This is a genomic window from Streptomyces sp. NPDC001315 (assembly GCF_042896175.1).
Taxonomy (GTDB): domain Bacteria; phylum Actinomycetota; class Actinomycetes; order Streptomycetales; family Streptomycetaceae; genus Streptomyces.
Window position 1 is genome coordinate 175108 of record NZ_JBIAWZ010000008.1, and the last position, 16087, is coordinate 191194.

The 16087-nt window shown below is 70.2% G+C and carries 13 protein-coding genes; 7 read left to right on the plus strand and 6 right to left on the minus strand.

Features of this window, described 5'->3' with window-relative positions:
• Nucleotides 1-44: 44 nt before the first annotated feature.
• Nucleotides 45-2627, minus strand: coding sequence for a DUF6185 family protein (locus ACFY16_RS23415; protein ID WP_390649100.1), 2583 nt, complete (start codon nucleotides 2625-2627; stop codon nucleotides 45-47).
• 174 nt (nucleotides 2628-2801) lie between these two features.
• On the opposite strand from ACFY16_RS23415, the gene ACFY16_RS23420 reads away from it, so the two are divergent.
• Nucleotides 2802-3635, plus strand: a complete 834-nt coding sequence (locus tag ACFY16_RS23420) for a Scr1 family TA system antitoxin-like transcriptional regulator (protein ID WP_390649101.1) — start codon at nucleotides 2802-2804, stop codon at nucleotides 3633-3635.
• A complete protein-coding gene (locus ACFY16_RS23425) occupies nucleotides 3632-3877 on the plus strand; it encodes a DUF397 domain-containing protein (protein ID WP_390649102.1) in 246 nt (81 codons plus the stop codon). Before ACFY16_RS23420 ends, ACFY16_RS23425 begins: the two co-directional genes overlap by 4 nt.
• A gap of 14 nt (nucleotides 3878-3891) precedes the next feature.
• Here the strand turns inward: ACFY16_RS23425 and ACFY16_RS23430 are convergent, their stop codons facing one another.
• Nucleotides 3892-5091 (minus strand): MFS transporter, encoded by a 1200-nt coding sequence (locus ACFY16_RS23430; protein ID WP_390649103.1) that lies wholly within the window; start codon nucleotides 5089-5091, stop codon nucleotides 3892-3894.
• 76 nt (nucleotides 5092-5167) lie between these two features.
• Between ACFY16_RS23430 and ACFY16_RS23435 the strand changes: the two genes are divergently transcribed.
• Nucleotides 5168-6139: a helix-turn-helix domain-containing protein gene (locus ACFY16_RS23435; protein ID WP_390649104.1), complete on the plus strand. Its 972-nt coding sequence runs from the start codon at nucleotides 5168-5170 to the stop codon at nucleotides 6137-6139.
• Nucleotides 6140-6143: 4 nt separating this feature from the next.
• On the opposite strand, the gene ACFY16_RS23440 is transcribed toward ACFY16_RS23435, so the two are convergent.
• A complete protein-coding gene (locus ACFY16_RS23440; RefSeq protein ID WP_390649105.1) occupies nucleotides 6144-7061 on the minus strand; it encodes an SMP-30/gluconolactonase/LRE family protein in 918 nt (305 codons plus the stop codon).
• Between the two features lie 158 nt (nucleotides 7062-7219).
• On the opposite strand from ACFY16_RS23440, the gene ACFY16_RS23445 reads away from it, so the two are divergent.
• Nucleotides 7220-7732, plus strand: a complete 513-nt coding sequence (locus tag ACFY16_RS23445; protein ID WP_390649106.1) for a glutathione peroxidase — start codon at nucleotides 7220-7222, stop codon at nucleotides 7730-7732.
• Between the two features lie 94 nt (nucleotides 7733-7826).
• On the plus strand, nucleotides 7827-8684 hold the full coding sequence (locus ACFY16_RS23450; protein WP_390649107.1) for a MerR family transcriptional regulator: 858 nt from the start codon (nucleotides 7827-7829) through the stop codon (nucleotides 8682-8684).
• A gap of 145 nt (nucleotides 8685-8829) precedes the next feature.
• On the opposite strand, the gene ACFY16_RS23455 is transcribed toward ACFY16_RS23450, so the two are convergent.
• From ACFY16_RS23455 to ACFY16_RS23465, 3 genes are all read right to left on the minus strand, one after another.
• Nucleotides 8830-9039 carry a DUF397 domain-containing protein gene (locus tag ACFY16_RS23455; RefSeq protein WP_390649108.1) on the minus strand — a complete coding sequence of 70 codons (210 nt, stop codon included), beginning with the start codon at nucleotides 9037-9039 and terminating at the stop codon, nucleotides 8830-8832.
• 230 nt (nucleotides 9040-9269) lie between these two features.
• Nucleotides 9270-10127, minus strand: coding sequence for a helix-turn-helix domain-containing protein (locus ACFY16_RS23460; RefSeq protein WP_390649109.1), 858 nt, complete (start codon nucleotides 10125-10127; stop codon nucleotides 9270-9272).
• Between the two features lie 257 nt (nucleotides 10128-10384).
• Nucleotides 10385-11140, minus strand: a complete 756-nt coding sequence (locus ACFY16_RS23465; protein ID WP_390649110.1) for a GPP34 family phosphoprotein — start codon at nucleotides 11138-11140, stop codon at nucleotides 10385-10387.
• Between the two features lie 223 nt (nucleotides 11141-11363).
• Here ACFY16_RS23465 and ACFY16_RS23470 point away from each other — a divergent pair, with 223 nt between their 5' ends.
• Entirely contained in the window at nucleotides 11364-13970 is a 2607-nt protein-coding gene (locus tag ACFY16_RS23470) for a D-alanyl-D-alanine carboxypeptidase (protein ID WP_390649111.1), read from the plus strand.
• Nucleotides 13971-14163: 193 nt separating this feature from the next.
• Nucleotides 14164-16071, plus strand: a complete 1908-nt coding sequence (locus ACFY16_RS23475) for an MFS transporter (RefSeq protein ID WP_390649112.1) — start codon at nucleotides 14164-14166, stop codon at nucleotides 16069-16071.
• Nucleotides 16072-16087 lie beyond the last annotated feature (16 nt).

Here is a 16087-nt window from a genome sequence, read left to right on the forward strand (position 1 = left end):
AATTCCCGTCTGTTCGGCAGCAGACACGACGGTCACACTACGTTCTACTGACCGGCTCCGCCTCCCCCGGCGTCAGCGCCCTGCTCCGGAGGTCCGCCCCCGTCCGTGAAGAACTGCCAGAGAGTGAAGACGGCAATGAGCTGAGCCAGCAAGTAGGCCATCTGCAAGGAGAAATAACGCATCTGGTAGACGGACAGCAGCAGACCCAGGCGGCTCTGCCAGTAGCGGCGTTCGTCGCGAAAGGTCTCCAGGTCGAGGGCCATGCCGGTGAGCGTCAGGACCAGCAGCATCGCCGCGGCGTACAGGGCGAGGTTCGTCTGGGCCTCCCGGGTGAACCAGTTACCGACGGCGTCGAGCCCTATGGGCAGGGCGAACGCAGCCGCAATACTGAGGCTCCGCACCGGCCCTCGGCGTCCCGGGAGCCTGCGCCAGAGCGCACCGAGCAGGAATCCGGCCCCGGCCCATGTCACCTCCCAGTAGAGGACGTCCATCAGTACGCCCGGCAGCCCGAAGCCGTAGTAGAGGGTCGACGTCATCGACTCCCCCCTGAACTGCTCGGCCCAGACGATCAGCACGGTGGCAGGCAGCCCTATGAGCCCGGCGAGCCTGGCGGCGCGCCGGCCGTTGTCCCACCACTTGTCATACGGCCCGAGAGCGAGCGCCGCGTCGACGACCGAGATGTCCGCGGGAAGTTTGTCGGGGGCGCCGGAGGACGGGTCTCTCCAGTTGTGCAGGCGTCGCAGTTCCCGTTCGTAGGCTCGCCGGCTGAGCGCCTCGTCGTCCGACTGCCCCTGGTCGAGGCGGCGGAGTTTCGCGTGGATCTCTCTGTACCTGCGGGCACGGTCGAGCAGTTCGTGTCGCCGCGACGGGCCGATCGCCTCGGCCAGCGAAGCACCGTGCTTCTGCAGGGTCCTGTCGAGTACGGATCTCCCTCGGCCGAATCGGATGACGAGGCCGAGGGCGCCGAGGTTCGCGAAGAACCACAACCAGCTCAGAGCGCCGTTCCCGACGTACCACCCGAGGCCCATTCCGACCATGGCCGGAAAGAAGACGAGCATCCACAGCTCGTCGAACCGGTCGGGATCGGAGGAAGCCGCGGAAGCCGTCGCCCCAGCGGCTCGGACCCGCAGAACGGCGAGAATCACCAGACCGGCGAACAGCCATTGGTAAAGCACCCACCAGTCCTCGCTGTTGACGGAGAACCAGGTGAGTTCACTCCGCAGCGCCTTGAGATGGCTGATTCCGTATTGGTCGTCCACGTGCCGGCTCAGCCAGGAGGCGCGCTGCCAGTCCCGCTCGCGGGTGTTCGCCACGCAGAGACCGATCACGGCGACGGCGAGGGTGACCGGCGGTGCCGTGTAGCGCAGGCGGAGTTCACGCGGTTCGGGCGGCCCACCAGGCGTCGCGGGCGGGCGAGGACGAATGAGCCCGGCGAAACGCGCCAGCCGCCACCCGCTCGCCACCGACCCCATGAGGAGGAGGGCGAAGACGCAGCCTGCGGCGGTGAAGAGAGCCAGGACCGCCTTGTCCGGGGCGTAGTCGTCGAGGAAGGTGTGCTCGGTCAGCCCGAATCTCTCGGGACTGTATGCCACCACCACGCCGGGCACAGTGAGCACGGCGCCGGCACTCCAGATCGTCCACCGCCTGGGGAGACCGAAGACGAGAAGGATCCAGCCCAACGCGATGCTGATGAGGAGACCGTGGTGTGCGTGCCGGTCGGCCCATTCATCGTCGTGGAAGTGCCGTTCCATCACGGTGTAGAACACGTTGTCGCCCCAGGTGAGCAGCGACACCAGCAGGATGACCCAACCCCACCGGGCCGCCGTGGTGACTCGCTCGGCCTCGACCGGTGGCAGGGGCCCTGCCCGCCTGGCCCTGCGGGCCGAGTAGATCAGCATGGCGCCCAGGGACCAGCTCCAGATCATCGCGCCGACCGAGCTGCTGGTGAGGAAGCGCAGACGGTCGTCCTGCGCCGCCCACGAACGCTGCCAGCCGGGATCCAGACGCACATCCACGGCCGGCATGGCCTGGCCGGACTTCCGCTGCCACACCACACCGGCCTCGCCCTTGCCGGTCGTCGGCCGGGGCTCGGCGGAGATGGCGCTGGCAGAGCCCGGATCCACGACGACGGACGACCACGTGACCTGTGTCAGCGCCTCGGCAGGATGCAGACGAATGCTCCAGTGGTCGTGCCCGATGACGACGTCCCAGGGACCGACATAGGTCAGTCCTTCATCGTCGGCCCAGGCATAGGTGTCGACCCGCACCTCGACGCCGTTCTTCTCCGCCGCGATCTCCGGACGGTGCGAGCGCCATTCGTCCCACCACTCATACGGCACCTCCGACGAACCCCTCATCAGGCAGCGCATCGCCCGCCGATACTCCTCGGAGTCCTCCCCCAGGAGCAGCCCGGTGGCATACGGCCACTTGGACGGGACATGAACGGTCAGCCGACTGACGATCTTGGTCTGCGTACGGTGGTGGTCGTCCAGCCGGACGGATGTACTCGCCCGTCCGCCCACGAGGCCCTCACTCCGGCAGACGTCGTCCGCGGCGCGTGCCTGCTCGGGCACGGCGAAGAGCCCCAGCAACACCGCCATGAGCACGACTGCGTACGCCTTCAACATGCCCCCCTCGCCGCATGGTTGGCATCAGTATTCCCACGCCGGGCGGTGTTTCGGCGTTCACGAGGCGAACGTAACGCTCCGTGGTCATGATGGTGCAGTGCGCGAGCCCGTACAGATTTTTTTGTACGGGTCCCGCGCGGTGAAGGCACGTCCTGCGGTGGGGAGTTCGGCGGCATGAACAACGGCAGCAGCGGCAGGCGCCGCAGGAAGAACGCGTCCGCGATGAAGATGGTCGGCTCACTCGTCGGCACCTTCCGACGAGCGGCCGGTTTCACCCAACGGGCTCTCGCCGAGCGGCTGCTCGTCGACGAGGAGACGATCGCGTCGATCGAGCAGGGGCGGAGGATGCTGAAGGAGGATCTGGCGGCGGCGCTGGATGAACTCCTGGAGACGAAGGGGGCGTTGGAGGTCGCGGTGGCCAACATGCCCGAGGTGGATCTGTTTCCGCGGTGGGCGGAGGAATTCATTGATCTTGAGCGGGAGGCGCTCGCGTTCTCGTCGTTCGAGAACCAGGCCCTGCCCGGCCTGCTCCAGACTCCGGCGTACGCTCGCGCGATCTTCCTCAACGAAGTCCCGGTGCTGACCGCCGACGAGATCGAGCAGCGTGTCGGGGCACGCATGGAACGTCAGGAGATCCTCCAGCGGAAGGTGCCTCCGACGGCGACCTTCATCATCTCCGAGGTGACCCTCATGGACCGACTGGGCGGCCGTGAGGTGCACTTCGAGCAGCTGAAGCGCCTACAGGAATGGGCCTTCCTCCCCGGAGTCACCCTCCAGGTGATGCCTGTTGGGCGCGAATTCCACGCGGGGCTCTCCGGCCCATTCGTGCTCATCGAGACCCCCGACCACCAGCGCGTTGCCTACGTCGAGGGGCAGCGCAAAGGCTGGGTGATCGCCGACCCGGACGAAGTGTCCACCCTGGAGCGCAAGTATGCGATGCTGCGAACACAGGCTCTGAACCCCCAGGAGACCAAGAGCTTGTTGGACCGTTTGCTAGGAGAGCAATGAGCACCCCACTGGAGTGGTTCAAGTCCAGCTACAGCACGGAGCAGGGCGGCAACTGCCTGGAAGTCGCCTACTCCTGGCGCAAGTCGAGCTACAGCAGCGAGCAGGGCGGGGCGTGCCTCGAAGTAGCCACCACCCCCGCCACCATCCACATCCGCGACTCCAAGCAATCCCCCGGCACCGGCCCCACCCTCACCGTCACCCCCGCCACCTGGACCGCGTTCCTGCCGCTCGCCCGTCGCTAGGCGGCTCGGGCCGGTCAGCCGGTAGCGCCGAGGGGCGCTGTGGCGCGGGGCCGGGCCATGGCCAGGGTCGCCGTCACCGCGATCGACGCGGTCGCCATCGTCGTCATCGCCGTCGCGGGCGAGGTGAGTTGGGCCATCGAGCCCGCCAGTGCGGCGCTCACGCCCTGCATCGTGAGCATCCCGGCGGAGTGCAGCCCGAGGGCGTGGCCGCTCAGTTCGTCCGGGGTGAGGGTCATCAGCCGCTCCTGCTGGAGCAGGCTCGCGCCGAAGCCCGCGGAGGCCAGGGTCACGAGAACGGCGGCCACGGGCACGGCCGGGTGCAGGGCGAAGAGCACGTACGGCGTCGCCAGCAGGAGGAGCAGCGGGGTGATCAGGCGAGGGCGGACGGCGGGCGGGAGAAGGCGGCCGACCGTGACATCGCCCGCCAGCATGCCGAGCGCCGCGCAGGCGAACAGCGGCCCGGCCGCGTCGGGGGCGTAGGGCACGTAGAGGGACTCGCAGCCCACGATCAGGCCGTTGGGGAGCCACAGGCCCAGGTAGACCAGGCGGCGCGGGCGGGAGGACCACAGCAGGGCGTTGGTGCGCCAGGTCGCGGCGACGGAGGGGCGGCCGCCGGCCCGGGGCGGGCGGTGGGTCAGGCCGAGACGGAGTCCGGCGGCCGAGACGGCGTACAGCGCCGCCGCGAGGAGGAGCGCCGGCCGCGGGGAAAGAGTGGCGACCAGGATGCCGCCCATGCCGTAACCGGTGATCTGCATGATCCCGACCATCATGTTGAACACCGAGCGGCCCAGCAGGTAGCCGCCCTTGGACAGGATCTCGTTCAGCAGGCCCCAGCGGACCCCGCCGCCGAGCGAGGCGATCAGGCCCTGAACGAGTACGACGGTGAGGACCGCCCACATCGGCAGGCCCGGGACGGCCAGCACAGCGGTCGCCGCCGCGAAGGAGAGCGCGATGCCCGCCAGGGTCGTGCGCGGGGGCAGCCGGTCGGCGCCCGAGAGCAGAAAGGTCGCGCCCACCACCTGGGCCAGGGAAGGGCCGAACATGCTCACCGCCGAGAGGAGCGGGGAGCCCGTCGCCCGGTACACCAGCGTGCCGAGCGCCAGACCGCTCACCGTCTGGGCCGCGATGCCGACGGAGGAGGAGAGGAAGAGGGGGGTGAACTCGGGGGTGCGGAAGAGCGACTTGTAGCTCTTGTGGCTGATGTCTGCGGTCATGGGCGGAGTCTCGGGCCGGGCCGTGAGCGGTCGTTATTGTTTCGCGCAGGCGCGAAACCTGGAGGGGGCGGGGTCCATGGGCTGGTGGCAGGTCAACGCCGACACACTCGCCCGCAGCCGGTTCGTCCTCTCCCCGCTCGCCGAGACCTTCGCGAGCCTGAAGCTGCTGCACGCGGGCGTGGGCCGGCATCCCGGGGAGCAGGCCTGGCTGCGGGCGCACCTGCCCGCCTACCGGGAGCGGCTCGCCGGCGACCCGGTCACCGCGCTGCTGGTGCACGCCGGGCTCGGGCGGAACTGGATCGCCGACTTCCTCACGCCCACCCCGCGGGACGGGGAGACCTTCGGCGAGGGTGTCGCCCGGGTACGGGCGGTTCCGGCCGCCGCGGCCCGTGCGCAGCTGCGGGTCTCCCTCGCGGGCCCGCTGCCCTCCGCCCTGGAGCGGACCGACGACCTGCCCGAGCGGGCGGCGGCCCTGCTGGAGTGGGTCTGGGACGGGACCGTACGGCCGTACTGGGCGCGGCGCAGGCGTGTCCTGGAGGCCGATGTCGTCGCCCGGACCGCTCAGGTCAGCCGGGGCGGCTGGGCGGCCGTACTGGACGCGCTGCGGCCCGGGACGCGGTGGCTCGGCGAGAACCGGCTCCAGGTCAACCTGCACGAGTACCCGCCGCGCGAGATCTCCGGGGCCGAGCTGGTGTTCGTGCCGGTCACCCCGCAGACCGGCTGGGTGTCGTGGGAGGAGTCCGACCGGTACGCCGTGGTCTACCCGTGCGCGGGCGCCCTCGCCGACGGCCACGACCGCCCGCCCGTGCCCGCCGGCCTGGGCGCGCTGCTGGGGGCCGCGCGGGCGGGGGTGCTCGTGCTGCTCGGCGGTCCGATGAGCACGACGCAGCTGGTCGCCGTGACCGGGCAGGGGCTCGGGACGGTCGGGCGACATCTGCGGGTGCTGCTGGACGCGGGGCTGGTGGAGCGGCGGCGGGCGGGGCGGTCCGTGCTGTACTCGCGGACTGCCGCCGGGGAGGTTCTGGTGAAGGCCGCCCGCCGAGGGTGAGCGCTCAGATGCGCGGGGCGCCCGTCACCGACATCACCAGGGAGTACAGGGAGGTGGAGGCGGTGATGAACATGCGGTTGTTCTTCGGGCCGCCGAAGGTGATGTTGGAGACCGTCTCGGGCACGATCAGGCGGCCGATGAGGGTGCCGTCGGGGTCGTAGCAGTGCACGCCGTCCTCCAGGGCGGCGGCCCACAGGCGGCCCTCGTCGTCGAAGCGGATGTTGTCGAAGTGGACGTCGTCCTTTCCCTCGGCGAAGACCTTCCCCGGCGAGAGGGTGCCGTCGTCGCGGACGTCGTGGACGCTGATGCGGGCGGCACGGGAGTCGGAGACGTACAGCTGCTTCTCGTCGGGCGAGAGGATGACACCGTTGGGCCCGTCGAAGCCGTCGGCGGCGAGGTGGACCTCTCCGGTGGCCGGGTCGATCCGGTAGAGGTTGCACGCGCCGATCTCGGACTCCGCGCGGTGCCCCTCGTAGTCGCTGGTGATACCGAAGTCGGGGTCGGAGAACCAGATCGTGCCGTCGGAGCGTACGACGGAGTCGTTCGGGCTGTTGAGGCGCTTGCCGGCGAAGCGGTCGGCGAGGACGGTGACCGTGCCGTCGTGCTCGGTTCGGGTGACGCGGCGGTTGCCCTGCTCGCAGGAGATCAGGCGGCCCTGGCGGTCGAGGGTGTTGCCGTTGCTGTTCCCGGCCGGGGTACGCAGGACGCCGACCGTGCCGGTGGTCTCGTCCCAGCGCAGGATCCGGTCGTTCGGGATGTCGCTCCAGATCAGCTGACGCCAGGCGGGAACGTAGAGCGGTCCCTCGGCCCAGCGGCTGCCCGAGTGCAGCACCTCCAGCCTGCTGTCGCCGTTGGCGCAGCGGCCGGTGCGGAAGCGGTCGTCCAGGATCTCGTACAGCCCGTGGAGGATGTGACCGGACAAGGTTCGCTCTCCTTCGTGCGGCTCTGCGGCTCTGCGGCTCCGGCGCTCTGCAGCCCTGTAGCTCCGGCTCCGTGGCTCTGCCGATCTCCAACGTAGCGGGAGCACGCTGTCCGCGGGGCCCGGACGGTGATCGTTCCGTGCTGGTTAGCATCGCAGGCATGACTGCTGACTCTTCTGCATCCGCAACTCTCCACGACGTCGAAATCGGTGCCCTCAAGGGCGGTCCCGCGGACCTCGCGCAGTACGCCGGCAAGGCGGTGCTCGTGGTGAACGTGGCCTCCAAGTGCGGGCTGACCCCGCAGTACACCGGCCTCGAGCGCCTCCACGAGCGCTACGCCGACCAGGGCTTCACCGTCCTCGGCGTGCCCTGCAACCAGTTCCTCGGACAGGAACCCGGCTCCGCCGAGGAGATCGCCGAGTTCTGCTCGGCGACGTACGGCGTGACGTTCCCGCTGACCGAGAAGGTCGAGGTGAACGGGGAGGCCCGGCACCCGCTGTACGAGCGCCTGGTCGGCTTCGCCGACGCCGAGGGCCACACCGGGGACATCCGCTGGAACTTCGAGAAGTTCCTGATCGGCCGGGACGGCAAGGTCGTCGCCCGGTTCTCGCCGCAGACCGAGCCGGAGGCGGCGGAGGTCGTGGCGGCGGTGGAGGCCCAGCTGGCCGGCTGACCTTGCCGCCGGGGTCCGGTTGACCTTGCCCCTGGGGCAGGGGTGAGCGTCCTTGTCACCGGGCGGACGGTGCCCGGTGACGGAGGATGACACGGTGAACGACGAACTGCTCACCATCGGGGCGTTCGCCGCGCGGGCCCGGCTCTCGGCCAAGGCCCTACGGCTGTACGACCGCCTCGGCCTGCTCGCCCCGGCACACGTCGACGAGACCACCGGCTACCGGTACTACCGCGCCGGCCAGGTGGAACGCGCCCGCACGGTCGCGCTGCTGCGCCGGCTCGACATGCCGCTCGCCGCGATCGCCGAGGTGGTCGACGCGCTCGAGTCGGACGGCGGCGCGGCCGCGGACCGGCTCGACGCGTACTGGGCGGACGTCGAGGCGCGGATCGCCCGGCAGCGGACGCTCGCCGCGTACCTCCGTGGACGGATGTCGGGGAGGAGCTCCGAGATGTACGGAAAGTTCGCGATCGATACGGTCGACGTGCCCGAGCAGGTGCTGATCACCATGACCCGGCACACCCTGGCGGACGAACTGCCCGCCTGGATCGGTTCGTCACTGGACCGACTGGAGGCGGCGGCCCGGGACTGCGGAGGTGCCGTGGCCGCCCCCTTCGTCGTCTACCACTCCGAGGTGTCCATGGAGAGCGACGGCCCCGCGGAGTCGTGCATCCCCGTCGCCGACGAGGCCGCGGCCCGTGCATGGGCGGCGGCACACGGCCGGACCTGGGAGACGAAGGTCCGCGTCGAGCCGCCCCGCCGACTCGCCCGCACGCGCATCACCAAGGCCCAGGTGGCCCATCCCCAGATCCTGGCCGCGTTCGAGGCGGTGGAGGAGTGGATCAGGGCCCAGGGGCTGCGCTACGACGGCCCCTGCCGCGAGGTGTACTTCGCGGACTGGGACGCGGCGGGACCGGATGACGTGGTGTGCGATGTGGCGTTTCCGGTGAGGTGAGGGAGGGGCGGGAGCCGCTGCCGGGCCGGGCGGGGCGGGGCGCCACCGTCGGGCCGGGGAAAAAGCCGAGCCCTCTCGGCAAGGACGGCGAGCTGGTCGAGAGGGCTCTTTCGGTGCTTATGGAGTTGTGAGTCGTGGTGGTGCATCAGTGGAGGTCGAGCACTCCCCTGGCGACCTCGGTGACGAAGGCGTTCCACGACTGTGCGGGGAAGGCCAGCACGGGACCCTCGGGGACCTTGGAGTCACGTACGGACATGGCCGCGACGACCGGTGACTTGACCTCGACGCACGCGCCGTTCCCCGTGGAGTAGGAGGACTTGGTCCACGTGTCCGTGGCGCCCTGACGAATTGCCATTTCTGCTCCGGATTGCCAGTTGTTGAGTTTCTGTCACCGCACGACGCGTCCGACTCCGGACCCACAGCGCGGTTTGCGCCAACGTTCTTGCTGATGGCGTGATCGACGCTACTCGCCAACATCCGCTCACGAAGCGGCCATTCACTCGACTGGATGGCATATTCCAGTGGGGCCTTCCATCCCGGACGGTGGAAGGTGTACCGTGCGGCGCCTTTCGCTCTCGCGTGGCTCTAGCGCGCGTAGTCCTTGGCGATGTCCGCGATGAACTGGCGCGACTGGTCGACGTTGAGGGCCTGCGCCCGCAGGTGCTCGTACATCACGCTGTACTTCTGGACGTCGTTCGCCTTCTCCAGGTACAGGTCGCTGGTGACGCCCTCGATGTAGACCACGCTGGAGTCCGCCGCGTCGGGAAACTCCAGGATCGCGTACTGGCCGTTCAGGCCCGGGTGCGCGCCCATGTCGAAGGGGATCACCTGCACGGTGACGTGCGGGAGTTGGGACTGCTCGACCAGATGCTCCAACTGGTCCCGCATCAGGGACTTGTTCCCGACCACCCGCTTCAGCGCCGCCTCGTCCAGTACCGTCCACAGGCGCAGCGGGTTCTCGGGGGTGGAGATTCGTTCCTGTCGGCGCATTCGTACCTGTACGCGCTTCTCGATGTCCGCCGACGCCGTCTCCGGCAGCGCGCCCGCGATGAGCGCCTCGGCGTACTGCCGGGTCTGGAGGAGGCCCGGGACGACCTGGGGGTCGTACACCCGCAGGCTCGCCGCGTCCGTCTCCAGGCCGATGTAGACGCTGTACGGGATGTCCCCGAACGAATGCCACCAGCCCTGCTGGCGGGAGTCCTTGGCCATCTGCATCAGCGAGTCGACGATCCGGACGTCCTCCACCTCGTAGACCCCGCACAGGTCGCGGACGTCACGCTGGCTGATGCTGCGCCGGCCGTTCTCCAGCCGGCTGATCTTCGACTGCGACACCAGCAGTCGCTCGGCCACCTCTTCGGCCGTCATGCCCTTGAGCTCACGGAGCCGGCGCAGCTCCTGGCCCAGCCGGCGTCGCCTGACAGTGGGATTGACATTGGACGCCACGGGACGTGCACCTCCGGCTGCGTGCCTCAACTTGCCACTTTGCTTATCTGCTGCTGAGCAGATTGCCACCAAGATGCTTCTTACCGCTGGCAAACGGTGGATATGCGGCAGGTACGCGCCAGTTACGCACCGGTTCCGGATGCGATGGAGCGGGGGGGGGGGGGGGGGGGGGGGGGGGGGCCCCCCCCCCCCCCCCCCCCCCCCCCCCGCTCCACCAGCGGCTCCCGTACCGGGTCTGAGTGCCGTGGGACTTCGGCTCAGTGGGCCACGGCGCGCGCCATGGAACCATGGCGTGGTTGCGACGGAACGCCACGAGCTGGTTCCGGCGCGGACCTGGCGCCCGCTCCGGCCTGGCGGCCGGCCGGGGCAGGGTTGCGACGCGGCTGTGCCGCCACGCCGCTCTGGACGTCCATCACGGCGTGCGCCACGAGGCCGCCCATGGGGTCGTGCCTGATCAGGTCCCGCAGTCGGGAGCGGGACGAACGTCCCTCGTTCCCCGGATACAGGTGCTTGCCGAGGCCGACCGCGTGCGCCAGTGCGGCGAGCGCCGCGGTCCGCGGGTCCGGCGGCACGCCGGTGCGGATCGCGGAGTCCAGCCGGGCCCTGATCTCCCGGCTGATGTCGGTGTCCGTCGCCTGGTAGCGAGTCGTCGGCAGCACCCCGCACATCTGACCGGCCACGGCATGCACCATGCCGCACCGCTCCAGATGCGAGAGGTAGGTCTGGCGGAGCCCCAGTCGTGGCCCGCCAATCCAGTTGACCGCCCGCACGGGAGCGCCACGCCTGCGCAGCAACTCCAACGCACAGTCCAAAGTTGGATCTCCAGTCGGCCGTGGTACCACCACGGCGATACGATCCCCGTCTGGGGCTATCCGTCCGGCCAGCGCCAGCTCCACTAGCTGTGCTCCGGCCAGACCGAGGTCGAGCGACTGCGGCTGTGCAGTGGTACCCGTGGCCGGGTCCAGTGCCAGCAGCAGAAGCTCCTCCGGAATTGTTCTGCGGCTCCTGCCCATCCATGCCTCCCCGCGTGGATGAATGACAGGGTGACCCCTCTCACATTGGTCTGTCGAGGGCGCGTGACCGGTTCGTGAGGGAACCGGCAGGTATGTCGTTCTCGTCTACCGCAGGAGCCAAGCCCTCACACAGGACACTGGTACATGGTTCGGACAGCGCGGTGAGCGGTGTCACGGGCGGCGGTTCACACGGTTCGGTAGCCGCACGGACGGCGTGCGGCGCATGGAGGAGGCATCGGTGGCGGGCGAGTCCCCCGACAGGTCGAAGCAGCGCGAGTCGTCGACGAAACCGACGTCGGGGAGCGCGGGTGCGGTTCCCGAGGCTCGGGGCGAGGTGCGTGATCCTCGGCTTTCGGTGACGCGGGAGTCGTCGTCCGGCGGGGTCGACACCGCGACGAAGATCTTCTCCGTACGGGAGCTGGCGACGGACGCCGAGGAGACGACTGACGTCTCGGCGACAGCTGACGCATCGGCGACACGCGGCGCGGCTACGGACGTCGAGACGACCGAGGCCGACGCGGCCGAGGAAACCGGCGACGAGGCGGTCGCGGAGTCGGCGGAGGAGGCGGGCTCGGAGGACGCCGAGGGCGCGGGCGCCTCCGGCGGCGACGACAGCAGCAGCCACGGCACCGACGTGGACGGTGACGCGCGGCTGCGGGCCGCCGTGGCCGCCTGGGTGGGGTCCGCCGACCAGAAGACGGCCGACGGGAAGGCCGATGAGGCGTCGGTCGCGGACGCCGGGGCGGTCGAGGACGCGGAAGGTGCCACCGAGGGCCCTGAGAGCCCCGAGAGCGCCTCGAAGGGCGCCTCCGAGGGTTCAGAGGTGGCCGCCTCCGCCGGCGAGGCCGAGAACGCCGACCAGGACGCCGACGAGCACGCTCCGAAGGCCGACTCCGAGCCGGCCGCGGCGACGGACTCTGGGACCGACTCCGGGACCGGCTCCGGGACTGACGCCGAGTCGGGCTCCGGGACCGACGCCCGGTCGGACTCCGCGACCGGCTCCAAAGTCGACGCCGGGACCGACGCCAAGGCCGACGCCGAGACCGACGCCAGGGCCGGCTCCGGGACCGAGGCCAAGTCGGACTCCGGGACCGGCTCCAAGGCCGACGCCGAGACCGACGCCAAGTCAGACTCCGGGACCGACGCCAAGGCCGGCGCCGGGACCGGCCCCAAGGCCGACGCCAAGTCAGACTCCGCGACCCCCAAGGCCGATCCCGGGAACGACGCCAAGTCGGACTCCGAACCCGACTCCGGACCCCCCGTGGACCAGCCCACCGCCGTCTTCAAGCTCGTACGCCCCGACAAGCCCGCCGTCGACCAGCCCACGACCATGCTGAAGCTGGGCGGGGCCGCAAAGCCCCCCAAGGCTCCCGCGAAGGCCCCGGCGACGGCCCCCGAGTCCGACCCCGAGCGCACCAGCAAGTTCGTCGCGCTCAAGCCGCTGGACGCCCCGGAGACCCGTAAGCCGAAGCCCGTCGCGCCGGCCCCCGCGGACGAGACCGCGGCCGTACCGCAGATCGGGCCGGAGCGGACCACGCAGCAGCCGCTGCCGCCGAAGCCGCCACTGGATCTGCTGGCCGAGCTGACGAACACTCCGCGGCCCCCGGAGACGGCACTGCGGACGACTTTCCGTCGCGTCAAGATCTGGACGCCGCTGGTCATCCTGCTGGCGATCGTGTTTGCGATCGTGCAGGCCGTACGCCCGCTGCCCGCGACCGCGCTCACGCTCACCGCCGAGGACTCGTACACCTTCGACGGCGCCAAGGTCGACCTGCCGTGGCCGAGCGAGGGCCAGGGCTGGATGGACGTCAACGGCATCGGCTCGATGGGCGACTTCGGCAAGCAGACGCCGGTCGCCATCGGCTCGGTCGCCAAGGCGATGACGGCGTACATCGTGCTCAAGGACCACCCGCTGAAGTCGGGTGAGGAGGGCGCGAGCATCACCGTCGACGCCACCGCCGAGAAGGAGGGCGGCTACGACAAGGACGGCGAGTCCACGCTCAACACCGTCAAGGAGGGCGACAAGCTCACCGAGAAGCAGGCCCTGTCGGCCGTCATGATCCCGTCGGCGAACAACATCGCGCGGCTGCTGGCCCGCTGGGACGCGGGCAGCGAGACGGCGTTCATCAAGAAGATGAACGCCACCGCCAAGGAGCTCGGGATGTCGAACACGACGTACACCGACGCCTCCGGCCTGAAGGAGACCACCGTCTCCACCGCCGAGGACCAGGTGAAGCTGGGCCACGAGCTGGTGAAGATCCAGGCGCTGATGGACATCACCAAGCTGCCCAGCTGGACCGACCCGTCGGGACAGAAGCACCGCAACTACAACACGCTGGTCCCCTACAACAACGCCCTCGGCATCAAGACCGGCTCCACCACCAAGGCCGGCGGCAACCTGCTGTTCGCCGCTACCAAGGAGGTCGGCGGCGAAACGGTCACTCTGGTCGGCGCGGTCCTCGGCCAGCACACGGCGCCGATCATCGACACCGTCAACGCGGTCAGCAAGACCGCGATGCTCGCCGCGCAGGACGCGATGACCTCGGCGAAGATCCTGAAGAAGGGCGACGTCGTCGGGTACGTCGACGACCAGCTCGGCGGTCGTACGCCGGTCGTCGTCGCCAAGGACGTCACGGCGGTCGGCTGGGCCGGGCTGAAGGTGAAGCTGACCTTCGACTCCGGTGACGTACCGCATACCGCGAAGGCCGGCACCCAGGTGGGCACGCTCACCGTCGGCGACGGCTCGGGCGACGCGGTCGAGGTGCCCGTGGCCCTGCAGACGGACCTGGCCGAACCGGGCTTCACGAACAAGTTGACACGTCTCGGCTGATCGCGCCCGTCGCGCGCCCTCAACTCCGCACCAGCGCACCCCGTCGTGTGGCCCCCGCCCGGGAGCCCACCGGCGGGGTGCGTGCTAGCGTCACGAAACAGGACAGGTCGCCTGTCGCGGGAACGCCGCCGTGAAGCCGAGGAGAACGGGTCGCGGCCGAGAACAGAAGACGGGACACGGGGAGTGCCTTCAGGTGACCACAGTGGAGCCGACACGCGCCGACGACACCGGTCCGGCAACGGACGGCCCGGGAGCAGACACGCGCCCGGGTACGGACACCGCTCCGGGAACGGACGCCGGCCCGCGAATACCACCGCCTGAAACCGGGACGAGCGCCCCCCGCGGCAACGGCGGCAGGGACAGGGGCGCCCGGGTGCGGGCCGCCGCCTACGTCCTCCGGCAGCGTCTGCTCCAGCACCCCGTCCTGTCCGTCACCGCCCTCGCCGGGGTCCTGCACATCGCCTGGTTCTTCACGTTCGCGAACAGCGGCGGAGACCTCGCGGCGCAGGACGCGTGGGCCGAGTTCGTCGGCCGCTACCCGGACTCGGCGTACAACCTCGCCTGGTACGGCGGGATGCACGCGGTGTCGTACAGCGTGGTGTCGCCGTATCTGATGTCGGTGCTCGGCGTCCGTACGACGATGATGATCGCCGGGACCGTGTCGGCCGGGCTGCTGACCCTGGTCCTCGTGCGCAGCCGGTCGGTCCGCAACCCCCTGTGGGCCTCGCTGGCCGGTGTCCTCGCTCTCCTCTGCAACGCGATTTCCGGGCGCGTGACGTTCGGGCTCGGCACCATGTTCGCGCTGGGCGCGGTCGCCGTCGTGTTCTGCTGGCCGTACCGCTGGCGCTACAAGCGGTGGGCGAAGGCGCTGTGCGCGGCACCCCTCGCCGCGCTGGCCACGATGGGCTCGCCGGTGGCGGGGCTCTTCGTGGGCATCGTCGCCGCCGCGCTGTTCCTGCAGAAGCGGCGGCCGGGCGCGTGGGCGCTGGGCCTCGCCCCTACGGCGGTCGTCGCCCTCTCCGCCTGGCTGTTCCCCTTCTCCGGCACCCAGCCGATGTCCTTCGGCTCGGCGTCGCTGCCGCTGCTGTTCTCGGCGGTCGTCTTCGCCGTCGTCCCGCGCGAGTGGACGACCGTCCGGATCACGGCCGCGGTGTACGGGCTCGCGGTGCTGCTGGTGTGGCTGATCAGCTCGCAGATCGGCTCCAACATCACCCGGCTGGCGATGCTGTTCGCGGGCGTGACCCTGGTGGCGGCCCTGCCCTTCGTGGTCCCGCGCTCACGCAAGTGGTACGCGATCGTGGTGGCCCTCGCCGGCTTCGCCGGCTGGATCGGCTTCAAGTCGGTCGACGACATCATCCATACGACCCCGGCGGCGTCCTGGGCGCGCGAGCTGGCGCCGCTCGTCAACCAGCTCCAGGAGGTCGGCGCCGAGAAGGGCCGCGTGGAGGTCGTACCGGCCCGCTCCCACCGCGAGGCCTCCGCCCTCGCCCCGTACGTCAACCTGGCCCGCGGCTGGAACCGCCAGGCCGACATGGAGCGCAACCCCCTCTTCTACGACGACACGCTCAACTCCGCGAACTACCACGAGTGGCTCCAGCGGTGGGCCGTGCACTTCGTCGTCGTACCCAAGGACGAGCCCGACGGCGACGGCGGGCAGCGCGAGCTGCAACTGGTGCAGCGCGGGCTGCCGTATCTGAAGCAGGTCTGGGGCGACGCCAACTGGCAGCTGTTCCAGGTGACCGACCCGGCGCCGCTCGCCGAGCCGAACGCCGTCGTCGACCGGGCCGAGCAGGTCGAGCTGACGATCGAGGTGAAGAAGGCGGGCCGCATCCTCATCCGCATCCCGTACTCGCCGTGGCTGAGCATCGTCGACGCCGACGGCAAGAAGCTCCAGCCGCCGCAGGAGACGGAGGCGTCCAAGCGCCGGGCCGAGGACACGCCGAAGACGTACGACAACGTCAACGGCTGCCTGATCGAGACGGAGGAGGACACGGAGGGCGACAAGTGGACGGTGCTGGTGGCGCCGAAGACGGGGACGTACCGGTTGGCGGCGCCGTATCAGCTGCCGCGGGGCACGCCGTGTCCGGACGAGCTGAAGTGACCGTGCCGCGGACCGG

Coding starts and splice junctions, on each gene's coding strand:
- ACFY16_RS23415 (WP_390649100.1), bottom strand. CDS start 2,627: ATGTTGAAGGCGTACGCAGTCGTGCTCATGGCGGTGTTGCTGGGGCTC.
- ACFY16_RS23420 (WP_390649101.1), top strand. CDS start 2,802: ATGAACAACGGCAGCAGCGGCAGGCGCCGCAGGAAGAACGCGTCCGCG.
- ACFY16_RS23425 (WP_390649102.1), top strand. CDS start 3,632: ATGAGCACCCCACTGGAGTGGTTCAAGTCCAGCTACAGCACGGAGCAG.
- ACFY16_RS23430 (WP_390649103.1), bottom strand. CDS start 5,091: ATGACCGCAGACATCAGCCACAAGAGCTACAAGTCGCTCTTCCGCACC.
- ACFY16_RS23435 (WP_390649104.1), top strand. CDS start 5,168: ATGGGCTGGTGGCAGGTCAACGCCGACACACTCGCCCGCAGCCGGTTC.
- ACFY16_RS23445 (WP_390649106.1), top strand. CDS start 7,220: ATGACTGCTGACTCTTCTGCATCCGCAACTCTCCACGACGTCGAAATC.
- ACFY16_RS23455 (WP_390649108.1), bottom strand. CDS start 9,039: ATGGCAATTCGTCAGGGCGCCACGGACACGTGGACCAAGTCCTCCTAC.
- ACFY16_RS23465 (WP_390649110.1), bottom strand. CDS start 11,140: ATGGGCAGGAGCCGCAGAACAATTCCGGAGGAGCTTCTGCTGCTGGCA.
- ACFY16_RS23470 (WP_390649111.1), top strand. CDS start 11,364: ATGGAGGAGGCATCGGTGGCGGGCGAGTCCCCCGACAGGTCGAAGCAG.